This is a genomic window from Streptomyces ziwulingensis (genome assembly GCF_039542605.1).
Taxonomy (GTDB): Bacteria; Actinomycetota; Actinomycetes; order Streptomycetales; family Streptomycetaceae; genus Streptomyces; species Streptomyces ziwulingensis.
In genome coordinates, this window is the sequence record NZ_BAABIG010000034.1 from 126,518 (window position 1) to 139,760 (window position 13,243).

Genomic DNA, 13,243 nt, shown 5'->3' on the forward strand with positions numbered 1-13,243 from the left:
CGAAGCGAGTGCTTATGGAAACCCCCACATATCTGGCCGCGGAGCTTCGACTCCCCACCAACTGGCTCGACTACTCGATCCTCGCGATCTACTTCCTGGTCGTGCTGGGCATCGGCTTCGCCGCCCGGCGCTCGGTCAAGACGAGCCTCGACTTCTTCCTGTCCGGCCGCTCGCTGCCCGCCTGGGTCACCGGACTCGCCTTCGTGGCGGCCAACCTGGGGGCCACCGAGATCCTCGGCATGGCCGCCAACTCCGCCCAGTACGGCGTCTACACCACGCACTGGTACTGGATCGGCGCCATCCCGGCCATGGTCTTCCTCGGCCTGGTGATGATGCCGTTCTACTACGGCTCCAAGGTCCGCTCGGTCCCGGAGTTCCTGCTGCTCCGCTTCGACAAAGCGGCGCACATGCTCAGCTCGATCCTGTTCGCCGTCGCGGCGATCCTGATCGCGGGCGTCAACCTGTACGCCCTCGCGATCGTCGTCGAGGCGCTCCTCGGCTGGCCGGAGTGGGTGGCCATCGTGGTCGCCGGCTTCTTCGTCCTCGCCTACATCACCCTCGGCGGCCTCTCCTCGGCGATCTACAACGAGGTCCTCCAGTTCTTCGTGATCATGGCGGCCCTGATCCCGATCACCATCCTGGGCCTGAAGAAGGTCGGCGGCTGGGACGGTCTGTCCGGCAACCTCTCCGCACAGCACGGCGCCGACTTCATGACGTCGTGGGGCGGCACCGGCATCGGCAGCGACAACCCGCTCGGCGCCAACTGGCTGACCATCGTCCTCGGCCTCGGCTTCGTCCTCTCCTTCGGCTACTGGACGACCAACTTCGCCGAGGTGCAGCGCGCGCTCTCCGCGAAGAACATCTCCGCCGCCAAGCGCACCCCGCTGATCGCCGCGTTCCCGAAGATCTTCATCGTCTTCCTGGTGATGATCCCGGGTCTGGTCGCCGCCGCGCTGGTCCCCAAGATCGGCACCCCCGGCTCCGACCTCCAGTACAACGACGCGATCCCGTACCTCATGGAGCAGTTGCTCCCCAACGGCGTCCTGGGCATCGCGGTCACCGGCCTCCTCGCCGCCTTCATGGCGGGCATGGCGGCCAACATCTCGTCCTTCAACACGGTGTTCACCACCGACATCTGGCAGAAGTACGTGGTCAAGGACCGCGAGGACGCCTACTACGTGCGCTTCGGCCGCCTGATCACCGCGGTCGGCGTCCTGGCCTCGATCGGCACGGCGTTCCTGGCCTCCTCCTTCTCCAACATCATGAGTTACCTCCAGACGCTGTTCTCCTTCTTCAACGTCCCGATGTTCGTGGTCTTCATCATCGGCATGTTCTGGAAGCGCGCGTCCATGAAGTCGGGCTTCTGGGGCCTGGTCGCGGGCACCACGGCCGCGATGGTGAACTACTTCTGGCTGTACAAGCAGGGCGTCATCGACATCCCCTCCGACCAGGGCGCCAACTTCGTCTCCGCGATCGCGGGCTTCGTCGCGGGCGCGGTGGTCATGGTCGTCGTCACCCTGTTCACCACGCCGAAGCCGGCCGCCGAACTGCAGGGCCTGGTCTACGGCACCACCTCCCCCGGCATGTCCGAGCCGCCCGCCGAGGGAGACGACGCCTGGTACCGCAAGCCCGCGCTGCTGGGCTGGAGCGCCGTCGTACTGGCCGCCCTCTGCTACATCCCGTTCTCGTTCTGACCGCGGGAGGATTGAGAGAACATGTCAGACCACTCCGAGAAGAACGTCCACGAGAAGGTCTCCGAGCTGGAGAGCGAGTCCGCGACGGCCGCGCGGCTGTTCGACATCCGGCGGATCATCGGCGGTCTCTTCGTGCTCTACGGCGTGATCGTCACGATCGCGGGCCTCACGGCGTCCGACGCCGACATCGACAAGGCCGAGGGCGTCAACATCAACCTCTGGACCGGCCTGGGCATGCTGCTCCTCGGCCTGTTCTTCCTGGCCTGGCTGAAGCTCCGCCCGACGGCCCCGCCGCCCCCCGCGGCCACGCCGACGGACGAGTAGATCCGAGGCCCGCATGACCCGCCCCGGCGTCGAAGCCGGGGCGGGGGGCCAGGCCCCGCGTACGGCGGCAAGGGGACGGGGGGGTGTCCGCCCGCACCCCCGCCGAACCGGCCACAGGCCGCCGCAGGCATGCCCGCTCACCCGCCGGAGGCGACCGCCCGGTCCAGCAGCCCCGTACGGGCCGCCAGCGCGGCGGCCTCCAGCCGCGACCCCACCCCCAGCTTCATCAGCACCCGCTGCACATGGGTGCGGGCGGTGGACGGCGCGATCCCCATCCCCGCCGCGATCAGCCGCGTGTCCTCCCCGTCCGCGACCCGCACCAGCACCTCCACCTCCCGAGGCGTCAGCATCTGCAGCAGCCGCTGCCCCTCGTCGTCCGGCTGCGCCACCGGATTCAGCAGCTCCGCGAACGCCCCCTGCAACAGCGCCGGCGCCACCGCGGCCTCCCCGGCCCGCGCCTTCATGATCGCCCGCTCGACGCCCTCTATCCGCTCGTCGTGCCGCACGTACCCCGACGCCCCCGCCGCGAAGGCCGCCGCTATCCCCCGGGGGCTCGGCACCGGCCCCAGCACCACCACCGCCACCTGCGGCCGGTCCCGTTTGATCCGCACCACGGGGTCGAAGATCCCCGGCTCGGCCGGCGTGGCCGTCCCCAGCAGGCACACCTCGGGCGCCCGGCTGATCACCAGATCCGCCGCCCCGGCGGGCGGCGCCGCCGCGGCGAGCACCCGGTGCCCGCGCAGCTTCAGCGCCGAGGCCAGCGCCTCGGCGAGCAGTCGGTGGTCGTCGACCACCATCAGCCGCACTCCCATCGAGCAACCCCCCAGTTCCCCACAGTCCCCCGGCCTGCCCCCGGAAGCTACACGCTTGTTCGACGTCGCGCTGCCCCTACCGGTGAGAAGCGCCCCGGATCGCCGAAATCGCTCGCACCGCGGCCCCGTCCCTGACCAGGGACGGGGCCGCGACCGCACAGATCTCCGGTTACTGATCAGCCGCTCGCACCGAACGCGACCGTCAGGTACCGCTTGTCGTCCGAGGCGCTCAGCGCGCTGGCGAACTGCGCCGCCAGGTACAGCCGCCCCTGCGAGTAGATGATCTCCGCGTACTCGGGCTGCATCTGGGTCTCCACGTCGCGCACGTTCTTCGTCGCGGGGTTCTCCAGCAGCTTGGTCTCCTCGAACGTACGGCCGTCGATGCTCACGACCTGCCCGCCCTTGTTGTACGGCGGCTCCTTGTAGGCGATCACATCGCCGCCGTCCATCCGCAGCGGAGTCATCGTGTAGCCGTCGCCCGCGTCGGCGCGCTCGCCGGTCTGCTTGCCGGTGGCCAGGTCGAAGACGACGATCTCGTTGGTGAAGCTGTAGGACTCGCCGCTGCCCTTGTGCTCCTCGGTCGCGATGTACAGCCGGTCGTTGCCGACCGTGAGCCCGCTGCACTGCTCGACCCTGCTGATCGCGTCGCAGCGGGCGGCGAAGTTCTTGCCGGGCGCCGAGATGCGGTTGCGGAGCTTGCCGGTCTTGTTGTCGAGGGAGAAGAAGTCCGAGATGCCGCTGCCGTCACCGGCGGAGTCGCCGACGTCGGCGGCGACCACCAGCGGATCGGTGGAGACGACGGCCGCGTACTCGATGCCCGGGGCCATCTCGTACTCCGAGACGACCTTCCCGGTCTTCGGGTCGATGGTCTGGATGTGGAGCTGCCGCGCGTCCAGTTCACCGCACTTGCGCACCACGACCAGCTTCGGGCCACCGCCGTAACCGTTGTCGTAGCAGGAGTCGTCCGCCTTCGGGGACCACAGCGTGGCGCCCGAGGAGATGTCCCAGCCGACCCCGCCGGCGAGGCCGCCCGCGGCGACCGTGTCCTTGCTGACGGTGACGTTGCTGAAGGCCATCGGCCGGTCGCCGCTCCGCTCCGCCTTGGCCTCCTTGGACCAGAGCATGCGGCCCGTGTCGAGGTCGATGAGGGTGACCTGGCTGCACCCCTGCGAGGGCTTGGCCCTGGTCGGCATGGCGGGCTGGTGGACGACGGCCGCCTTGTTGTCGACGGTGACGTACTTGCTGACCGTGCAGACCGGGCCCGCCAGCGGGATGGTCCACAGCTCGTCGCCCTTCCCGGGGTCGTAGCCGGTGATCTCGGCGATGCCGCTCTTGGCGTACACCTTGTCGGTGAGCCAGGAGCCGGCCACGACGACGCTCCGCTCGTCCTTGTCCACCTTGGGGGACGGGACCTGGAAGAGGACCTCGGAGGCGGGGTCGGCGGGCACCTTCTCCTGCCCGTCGGCGACCGCGGGGCCGTCGGTACCGCCCTTCTCGTCCCCGCCGCCGGTGGTGGAGCCGGAGGTGGCGGTGTCGTCCTTGCCGCCCTCGTCACCGGAGGAGTGGGCGAACCAGACGACGCCGCCGACGACGAGCGCGAGCGCGACGACGGCGGCCACGACGACGGCGACGGTCCTGTTCCTGCCGCCACCGGGCCCGCCGGGCCCGATCGGCTGCGTCGGGTAGGGGGTGTGCGGCGGCGGATAGGCGTAGCCGAGCTGCTGCCCGTAGGGCGGGGTCGGCTGCCCGTACGGATTCGGCCCCGGCTGCTGCCCGTAGGCCGGGGCCGGCGGCTGCCCGGGATACCCGTACCCGGACGGCGCGGGCTGCTGCGGATACCCGTACCCGGGCGGCGGCGGCTGCTGCGGCGGACCGAACCCGCCACCGCCCCCCTGCGGCGGCTGGGGCGGCTGCTGAGGAGGCTGGGGCGGCTGGGGCGGCGGGGGCGGCGGCTGGCTCATGGGGCGGACACCTCGGAGTGGGGGCGGGGACGGCGGAACGGACGGGGGCGGAGGCTCACTTGCCGTAGACGAGCATCAGCTTTTCCTTCGCCGCGTCGTTGCCGGTCAGGCGCGTCGTGGCGACGTAGAGGCGGTCGTCGGCCCAGACGACCTGCTTGGAGTAGAAGCCGCCCTCGACGTCCGCGGCGCTCTGCGGGTTCTGCAGCAGCTTCACCGGCTTGTGGGCGCTGCCGCCGGTGGGTACGGAGACGACCTGGCCGCCCGCGTCGTAGGACGCGTCGACGTACGCCACGAGGTTCGGGCCGTCGACCCGGACCGGGATCATCGACTCGTCGGCCGGGGACTTCACCCGCCACTCCTCCTTGCCGCTGGCGAGGCTGATCGCGACGATCTCGTTGGCGCCGGTGAGGGCCTTGGTCGGCAGGTAGAGCGTGTCGTCGGCGACGACGACGCCCTGGCAGCCCTGGAGGTCACGTTCGAGGACGGCCCAGCCGCAGGAGGGCGCGAACTCCTCGTCCACGTCGACCTGGGAGGTGACCTCGCCACCGGCGAAGCTGGAGATGTTCCAGCTCTTCTTGTCCTTGTTGGTGGCGTAGACGACGACCGGGTCGAGGGAGTAGGCGCGGGCGATCCGCCACCCCTTCTCGTACTGGTAGGTCCACTTGACCTTGCCGGTCCTCGGGTCCAGTTCCTGGAGTTCGTCGTGCTCGTCGTCGGTGCCGGCGCCGCAGGAGGCGACCTGGATCAGCCGCTCGCCGCCTGCGAAACCGGCGGGGAAGCAGGCGTCGCCGTACCGCTTCTTGTCGTAGAGCCTGTCGCCGCTGGTGACGTCGAACGCCGTCCCCGACTGGGAGCGGCCGACCATCAGGGTGTCGCCGGTGAGGCTCAGTTCGACGGAGAGCGTGGAGTCGAACAGCTCGCCGTCGGGGATCTTCTGGGACCAGCCCTTCGCGCCGGTGTCGAGGTCGATCTGCTGGAGCTGGTTGCACTTGGCGCGGTCGCTTGAGCCGCTCATGTACGCGACGACGACCTTGTCGTCGGCGCTCTTCTCCGTGGTGACCGAGCAGATCTTCTGCGGGAAGGCGATCGGGTCCCAGGCGGCCTCGCCGTCCCCGACGCGGTAGGCGTAGAGCTGTTTGTACGCGGCCTTCACGGCCGTCTTGCCGGTGATCCACAGGCCGGGGGCGTCGGCTCCGGAGGCGCCCACGTCGGGCGCGGGCTTGTACCAGAGCACCCGGGAGTCGCCGGCGGCGCGGCCCTGGTTGAGGTGGTCCGGGTCGGCGCCGCCCGCGTCGGTGCCACCGCTCCCGGAGGCCGAGGCCGAGGGGGAGGCCGGTCGGGGGTCGTCGCTGCCCTGGGCTACCGGTTCCTTGCCGCCGTCGTCACCGGTCGCGGTGATCGCGTACACCCCGCCGCCGATGACGAGGAGCCCGGCGACGGCCGCGGCGACGGCCAGTCCCGGCTTGCCCCTGAAGGGGTTGCGGGAACCGCCGGGCGGCGGCATGCCGGGGGCGCCGGGGTGACCGGGCTGCTGCGGAGGGCCGTAGCCGGGCGGGCCGCCGTACGGGCCGGGCTGCTGGGCTTGTCCGTAGGGACCGGGCTGGGCGTACGGCCCCGGCTGCTGCGGGTGTCCGTAACCCGGCTGCGGCTGGCCGTAGACCGGCTGCTGCGGCTGTCCGTGGCCCGGCTGTTGCGGCTGTCCGTAAGCCGGATGCGGCGGCTGTCCGTAGCCGGGCGGGCCGGGCGGGGGGCTCTGCGGGTATCCGTAACCGGGCTGGGGCGGGGCGCCCTGCGGCGGCGGGGGCGGGCCCTGCGGAGCCGGCGGGGGCGGGCCCTGCGGAGCCGGCGGGGGCGGGCCCTGCGGAACCGGCGGGGGCGGGCCCTGCGGAACCGGCGGGGCCTGCGGCGGCGGGTCCTGGGGCGGGCCGAAGCCGCCCTGCGACGGCCGGCCCGAGGGCTCGCCGGGCGGCTGGCTGGGCGGCTCGTTCGGCGGCTGGTTGGGCGGCTGGCTCATCAGTGGTTCCCCCTCGTGACGGATGTGACGCCGCGCCGACGGTGCTGCGTTTCCGACACACCCCGTGTTTCTCAGGCGATTCTCAGACAGTCTCGGACGGCCCTTTTTATCACCCGGAACACACGTCACACCGGTTCGTCCCGTACCCGTTCCCAAGGGAGAACCGCCCTGTGATGCCCCTGTTACGCGCCTTCACGCCCCCTTCACGCACCGCGCGCCTCTTGTGTGCGGTGTCAGGCGTCCTCGGCCAGTTCCAGCCAGCGCATCTCCAGTTCGTCGCGCTGACCGGACAGCTCCCGCAGCTCGGTGTCGAGTTCGGCCACCTTCGCGAAGTCCGTGGCGTTCTCGGCGATCCGCGCGTGCAGCTTGGTCTCGCGCTCGGCGACCTTGTCCAACTGCCGCTCGATCTTCTGCAGTTCCTTCTTGGCGACGCGCTGGTCGGCGGCGCTCCTCTCGGTCCCGGCGGTGGCCGGCACCGCCGCGGCCGGGACCGAGGCGGCGGCCGCCTCCTCCATGCGCAGCCGGCGCTCCAGGTACTCGTCGATGCCGCGCGGCAGCATCCGCAGCGCGCCGTCGCCGAGCAGGGCGAAGACGCGGTCGGTGGTGCGCTCGACGAAGAACCGGTCGTGGGAGATGACGATCATCGACCCGGGCCAGCCGTCGAGGACGTCCTCCAACTGCGTGAGGGTCTCGATGTCGAGGTCGTTGGTGGGCTCGTCGAGGAAGAGGACGTTGGGCTCGTCCATGAGGAGCCGGAGGATCTGCAGGCGGCGGCGCTCACCGCCGGAGAGGTCGCCGACCGGCGTCCACTGCTTCTCCTTGCCGAAGCCGAAGGTCTCGCAGAGCTGTCCGGCGGTCATCTCGCGGCCCTTGCCGAGGTCGACGCGTTCCCGGACCTGCTGCACGGCCTCCAGCACCCGCCAGGCGGGGTCGAGTTCGGCGACCTCCTGGGAGAGGTAGGCCAGCTTGACCGTCCGGCCGACCTTGACCTGGCCGCCGGCCGGCTGGTGCTCGCCCCCGCTGTAGGCGGCCTCGGCGAGCGCGCGCAGCAGGGAGGTCTTGCCGGCGCCGTTGACACCGACCAGGCCGAACCGGTCGCCGGGGCCGAGCTGCCAGGTCAGGTGCTTGAGCAGCACCTTGGGGCCGGCCTGGACGGTCACGTCCTCCAGGTCGAAGACGGTCCTGCCGAGCCGGGAGGAGGCGAACTTCATCAGCTCGCTGCTGTCCCGGGGCGGGGGCACGTCCGCGATCAGCTCGTTGGCGGCCTCGACCCGGAACCTCGGCTTGGAGGTGCGGGCGGGGGCGCCGCGGCGCAGCCAGGCCAGCTCCTTGCGGACCAGGTTCTGCCGCTTGACCTCCTCGGTGGCGGCGATCCGCTCGCGCTCGGCGCGGGCGAAGACGTAGTCGGAGTAGCCGCCCTCGTACTCGAAGACGTCGCCCTTCTGCACGTCCCACATGCGGGTGCAGACCTGGTCGAGGAACCAGCGGTCGTGGGTGACGCAGACCAGCGCGGAGCGGCGCTCGCGCAGGTGGCGGGCGAGCCAGGCGATGCCCTCGACGTCGAGGTGGTTGGTCGGCTCGTCCAGGACGACCAGGTCCTGCTCGTCGATGAGGAGCTTGGCGAGCGCGATCCGGCGGCGCTCTCCGCCGGAGAGCGGGCCGATGACGGTGTCCAGGCCCTGCGGGAAGCCGGGCAGGTCCAGGCCGCCGAAGAGGCCGGTCAGCACGTCCCTGATCTTGGAGTTGCCCGCCCACTCGTGGTCGGCCAGGTCACCGATGACCTCGTGCCGCACGGTGGCGGCGGGGTCGAGGGAGTCGTGCTGGGTGAGCACGCCCAGGCGCAGCCCGCCGAGGTGGGTGACGCGGCCGGTGTCGGCCTCCTCCAGCTTGGCGAGCATCCGGATCAGCGTGGTCTTGCCGTCGCCGTTGCGGCCCACGACGCCGATGCGGTCGCCCTCGGAGACGCCGAGGGAGACGCCGTCCAGCAGGGCCCGGGTGCCGTACACCTTGCTGACGTTCTCGACATTGACCAGGTTGACGGCCATTTTTCTCCTGCCTGGGGGACGTTCAGCCTTCCAGCGTAGGCCCTGCGGGCAGCGGCCCGGCGACCGCCGTCGCTCCCGCCGCCCCCGCCCCCGCCGCCGGGGCCTCGGCGACCCGGGCCGACGCGCAGGTGCCGGAGGCGCGCAGCACGGCGGCGATCTCGGCCGCGGCGTTGGCGTCGGCGGCGAGGAAGGCGGTGGTGGGGCCGGAACCGGAGACGAGGCCGGTGAGGGCGCCGGCCGCGCGGCCCGCGGCGAGGGTGTCGGCGAGTTCGGGGAAGAGGGAGAGCGCCGCGGGCTGGAGATCGTTGGAGACGGCCACCGCGAGGGCGGCGGCGTCGCCCTTGGCGAGGGCGTCCAGGACCGGCCGGGAGGCGACGGGCGCGGGAATGTCCACGCCCTCGCCGAGCCGGTCGAACTCGCGGAAGACGGCCGGGGTGGACAGGCCGCGCGCGGCGGTCGCGAAGACCCAGTGGAAGGTGCCGCCCACCTCCAGCGCGGTGAGCCGTTCGCCGCGTCCGGTGCCGAGCGCCGCGCCGCCGACCAGGCTGAAGGGCACGTCGCTGCCCAGTTCGGCGCAGATCTCCAGCAGCACGTCGCGGGAGGCGCCGGTGCCCCAGAGCGCGTCGCAGGCGACCAGGGCGGCGGCGCCGTCCGCGCTGCCGCCCGCCATGCCGCCGGCCACCGGGATGTCCTTGGTGATGTGCAGGTGCACGTCGGGTGTGCGGCCGTACCGCTCGGCGAGCGCTTCGGCGGCGCGGGCCGCGAGGTTGGTGCGGTCCAGCGGGACCAGGCCGGCGTCCGGGCCCTCGCAGGTGATCCGGAGCTTCTCGGCGGGGGCCGCGGTGACCTCGTCGTAGAGGCCGACGGCGAGGAAGACGTTGGCCAGGTCGTGGAAGCCGTCGAGGCGGGCGGGGCCCACCGCGAGCTGGACGTTGACCTTGGCGGGGACGCGGACCGTCACACTCACGTGCTCGTCACTCTCCGTCACTTCTGGGTGTCACTTCTCGTTCTCGGCGATACGTGTCTTGTTCTCGGCGACACGTACGAACTCTTCCACGCTCAGCGCCTCGCCGCGGGCCTGCGGTGAGACGCCCGCGGCGACCAGGGCGGCCTCGGCGGCGGCGGCCGACCCGGCCCAGCCGGCCAGCGCGGCCCGCAGGGTCTTGCGGCGCTGGGCGAAGGCCGCGTCGACGACGGCGAAGACCTCGCTCCGGGAGGCGGTCGTGCGCAGCGGCTCGGGGCGGCGGACCAGCGACACCAGGCCGCTGTCGACGTTCGGCGCGGGCCAGAACACGTTCCGGCCGATCGAGCCGGCCCGCTTGACCTCGGCGTACCAGTTGGCCTTCACGGAGGGCACGCCGTACACCCTGGAGCCGGGTCCGGCGGCGAGCCGGTCGGCGACCTCCGCCTGCACCATGACCAGGGTCCGCTCGATGCTCGGGAAGGTCTCCAGCATGTGCAGCAGGACGGGCACGGCCACGTTGTACGGCAGGTTGGCGACGAGCGCGGTCGGGGCCGGGCCCGGCAGCTCGGTGACCCGCATGGCGTCGCAGTGCACGAGCGTGAACCGGTCGGCGCGCTCGGGCCTGCGGGCGGTGACGGTGGCGGGGAGGGCGGCGGCGAGGACGTCGTCGATCTCGACGGCGACGACCCGGTCGGCCGCCTCCAGCAGGGCCAGGGTGAGCGAGCCGAGACCGGGCCCCACCTCGACCACCACGTCGTCGGGGCGGACGCCCGCGGTGCGCACGATACGGCGGACCGTGTTGGCGTCGATGACGAAGTTCTGGCCGCGCTGCTTGGTGGGCCGCACGCCGAGGACCGCCGCGAGTTCGCGGACGTCGGCGGGGCCCAGGAGGGCGTCGGGAGGGGTGGGGCTGCTCACCGTGCAAGGGTAGCCCGGGGTGTCAGTAGTCGAAGGCCCGTGCCGTGTTGGCCGCGAGGGCGGTGGCGAGGGTGTCCTCGTCGAGGCCGCGCACGGCCGCCATCGCGCGGACGGTGACGGGGATCAGGTAGGGGGCGTTGGGCCGGCCCCGGTAGGGCGCCGGGGTGAGGAAGGGCGCGTCGGTCTCCACCAGGACCAGTTCCAGCGGCGCCACCGCGAGGGCGTCGCGCAGGTTCTGGGCGTTCTTGAAGGTGACGTTCCCGGCGAAGGACATGTAGTAGCCGGCCTCGGCGCAGATCCCGGCCATCTCGGCGTCGCCGGAGTAGCAGTGGAAGACGGTCCGCTCGGGGGCGCCCTCCTCCTTGAGCACGCGCAGGACGTCGGCGTGAGCCTCGCGGTCGTGGATGACCAGGGCCTTGCCGTGCCGCTTGGCGATCTCGATGTGCGCCCGGAACGACCGTTCCTGGGCCCCCCTCCCCTCCGGTCCGGTGCGGAAGTGGTCGAGTCCCGTCTCGCCGACGCCCTTGACCTGCGGGAGGGCTGCGAGCCGGTCGATCTCGGCGAGCGCCTCGTCCAGGGCGGCGTCCCCGCCGGGCACGCGCGCGCCCTGCCGGGACCGGTCTCCCCCAGGGTCGCCGTGGACGATCCGCGGCGCCTCGTTGGGGTGCAGGGCGACGGTGGCGTGGACGCTGTCGTACGCGGCCGCCGTCTGGGCCGCCCAGCGCGATCCGGCGAGGTCGCAGCCGACCTGGACGACCGTGGTGACGCCCACGGACGCGGCCTCGGCGAGGCCCTGCGCCACCGTGCCCGGCTGCATGTCGAGGTGGGTGTGCGAGTCGGCGACCGGCACGCGCAGGGGTTCGGGCGGCGGGGGCGCCGCGTTCTTGTCGGCCGGGGCGTTCGAAGGCATGCCCCGATCCTACGGAACCCGGCCCCCCGGGCGGTCAGCTCGCCTTGCGGTGCAGGTGGAGGACGTGCAGCAGGTCGGAGAGGTGCCAGTGGTGCCCTTCGGCGCCGGTGCCCGCAGCCACCTCGACCGGCCCGGCGGGCGCCACCTCGACCGGCCCGGGGACCGTCGCGGCGGGCGCCGCCACCCGGCGCGGTCCGTACGCCGCGTCCCGCGCCGAGGCGACCCGGCCGGCCCGCATGATCCGTACGACGTTCCCGCCGCAGTTGTGGCAGGCGGGCCGGCCCAGCGGCGAGGGCACGATCCGCCCGTCCGCCACGTACCGCACGAACCGCCGGCCCGAGGCGTCCGCGTGGTGCTCGATCTCGTAGGACTGCTCCCAGCCGTTCCCGCACCGCATGCACGCGAACGAGTACGACTCGTGGACGACCGCCGACGCTCCCGCGCGCGGTCCGGGTTGCCCTGTGCTGTCGCTCATGCCGACTCCCGTGATCCTCTGGAGATGGGGGCTGGACGTCCCGTTCCTCCTCCAGTGGATGCCCGTACCGGAACGAATGCACCAGAGCTGTCGATTGTTGGCGACGATTTGGGGCTTCCTTGCCGAAGCGGCCGTTCGGGGCGGTTCCGCCTTTGCCTGGCCGACCGTCCGTTTGCCGGCCCATGGGGCGCGGGCGCGCACCGGCGTCCGGCTCGCCCGCCGGTGTCCCGGTCTACGCGCCGGCGTTCTTCGCCGCCACCACCGCGTCGAACACCTCGCGCTTGGGCACGCCCGCCTCGACGGCGACCGCGGCGATCGCCTCCTTGCGCCGCTCCCCCGCCTCCTCGCGCACCCGCACCCTGCGCACCAGTTCCTCGGGGCCGGTCTCCGCCGCGCTCTTGGCCGGGGCGCCCTCGACGACGACGGTGATCTCGCCGCGCACGCCCTCGGCCGCCCAGGCCGCCAGTTCGCCCAGCGGGCCGCGCTTGACCTCCTCGTACGTCTTGGTCAGCTCGCGGCAGACGGCGGCGCGGCGGTCGGTGCCGAAGACCTCGGCCATGGCGGCGAGGGTGTCGTCGAGGCGGTGCGGGGCCTCGAAGTAGACGAGGGTGCGGCGCTCGGCGGCGACCTCGCGCAGCCGGGTGAGGCGCTCGCCGGCCTTGCGGGGCAGGAAGCCCTCGAAGCAGAAGCGGTCCACCGGCAGCGCGGACAGGGCGAGCGCGGTGAGCACGGCGGACGGGCCGGGCACCGCGGTGACCTTCACGTCCCGCTCGACGGCGGCGGCGACCAGCCGGTAGCCGGGGTCGGAGACCGAGGGCATGCCCGCGTCGGTCACCAGCAGCACCCGCGCCCCGCCGGCCAGCGCCTCGACCAGCTCCGGTGTGCGGGCGGCCTCGTTGCCCTCGAAGTACGACACCACGCGCCCCTTGGGCGTCACCCCGAGGGCCTGGGTGAGGCGGCGCAGCCGCCGGGTGTCCTCCGCGGCGACGACGTCGGCGCCCGCCAGTTCCGCGGCGAGCCGGGGCGGGGCGTCGGAGAGGTCACCGATGGGGGTGCCTGCGAGGACCAGGAGTCCGGTTGCGACTGTCACGTTTCCATCCTCGCAGGGGGCAAGGACGGGACTCGC

Annotated in this window: 11 protein-coding genes; 2 read left to right on the forward strand and 9 right to left on the reverse strand. The window is 72.5% G+C overall.

What is annotated here, in order from left to right; genetic code table 11:
* Nucleotides 1–14: 14 nt before the first annotated feature.
* Nucleotides 15–1,694 (forward strand): sodium:solute symporter family protein, encoded by a 1,680-nt coding sequence (locus tag ABEB00_RS19115; RefSeq protein ID WP_345621043.1) that lies wholly within the window; start codon nt 15–17, stop codon nt 1,692–1,694.
* A 21-nt stretch (nt 1,695–1,715) separates the two neighbouring features.
* Complete coding sequence (locus tag ABEB00_RS19120; protein ID WP_345621044.1) at nt 1,716–2,018, forward strand: hypothetical protein; 303 nt, start codon at nt 1,716–1,718, stop codon at nt 2,016–2,018.
* Between the two features lie 137 nt (nt 2,019–2,155).
* Here the strand turns inward: ABEB00_RS19120 and ABEB00_RS19125 are convergent, their stop codons facing one another.
* The 9 genes from ABEB00_RS19125 to rsmI all read right to left on the reverse strand — a co-directional run bounded on the left by ABEB00_RS19125 (nt 2,156) and on the right by rsmI (nt 13,207).
* Nucleotides 2,156–2,830, reverse strand: a complete 675-nt coding sequence (locus tag ABEB00_RS19125) for a helix-turn-helix transcriptional regulator (RefSeq protein WP_345621045.1) — start codon at nt 2,828–2,830, stop codon at nt 2,156–2,158.
* Nucleotides 2,831–3,006: 176 nt separating this feature from the next.
* Nucleotides 3,007–4,791 (reverse strand): outer membrane protein assembly factor BamB family protein, encoded by a 1,785-nt coding sequence (locus ABEB00_RS19130; protein ID WP_345621047.1) that lies wholly within the window; start codon nt 4,789–4,791, stop codon nt 3,007–3,009.
* A 55-nt stretch (nt 4,792–4,846) separates the two neighbouring features.
* Nucleotides 4,847–6,805, reverse strand: a complete 1,959-nt coding sequence (locus ABEB00_RS19135) for an outer membrane protein assembly factor BamB family protein (protein WP_345621048.1) — start codon at nt 6,803–6,805, stop codon at nt 4,847–4,849.
* 233 nt (nt 6,806–7,038) lie between these two features.
* Entirely contained in the window at nt 7,039–8,850 is a 1,812-nt protein-coding gene (locus ABEB00_RS19140) for an ABC-F family ATP-binding cassette domain-containing protein (RefSeq protein WP_345621049.1), read from the reverse strand.
* A gap of 22 nt (nt 8,851–8,872) precedes the next feature.
* Entirely contained in the window at nt 8,873–9,817 is a 945-nt protein-coding gene (locus ABEB00_RS19145) for a 4-(cytidine 5'-diphospho)-2-C-methyl-D-erythritol kinase (protein WP_345621050.1), read from the reverse strand.
* 30 nt (nt 9,818–9,847) lie between these two features.
* Nucleotides 9,848–10,732 (reverse strand): 16S rRNA (adenine(1518)-N(6)/adenine(1519)-N(6))-dimethyltransferase RsmA, encoded by an 885-nt coding sequence (gene rsmA, locus ABEB00_RS19150; RefSeq protein ID WP_345621051.1) that lies wholly within the window; start codon nt 10,730–10,732, stop codon nt 9,848–9,850.
* Nucleotides 10,733–10,754: 22 nt separating this feature from the next.
* Nucleotides 10,755–11,642, reverse strand: coding sequence for a TatD family hydrolase (locus ABEB00_RS19155; RefSeq protein WP_345621052.1), 888 nt, complete (start codon nt 11,640–11,642; stop codon nt 10,755–10,757).
* Nucleotides 11,643–11,676: 34 nt separating this feature from the next.
* Nucleotides 11,677–12,117, reverse strand: a complete 441-nt coding sequence (locus tag ABEB00_RS19160; RefSeq protein ID WP_345621053.1) for a hypothetical protein — start codon at nt 12,115–12,117, stop codon at nt 11,677–11,679.
* Nucleotides 12,118–12,349: 232 nt separating this feature from the next.
* On the reverse strand, nt 12,350–13,207 hold the full coding sequence (gene rsmI, locus ABEB00_RS19165) for a 16S rRNA (cytidine(1402)-2'-O)-methyltransferase (RefSeq protein ID WP_345621054.1): 858 nt from the start codon (nt 13,205–13,207) through the stop codon (nt 12,350–12,352).
* Nucleotides 13,208–13,243: the final 36 nt, after the last annotated feature.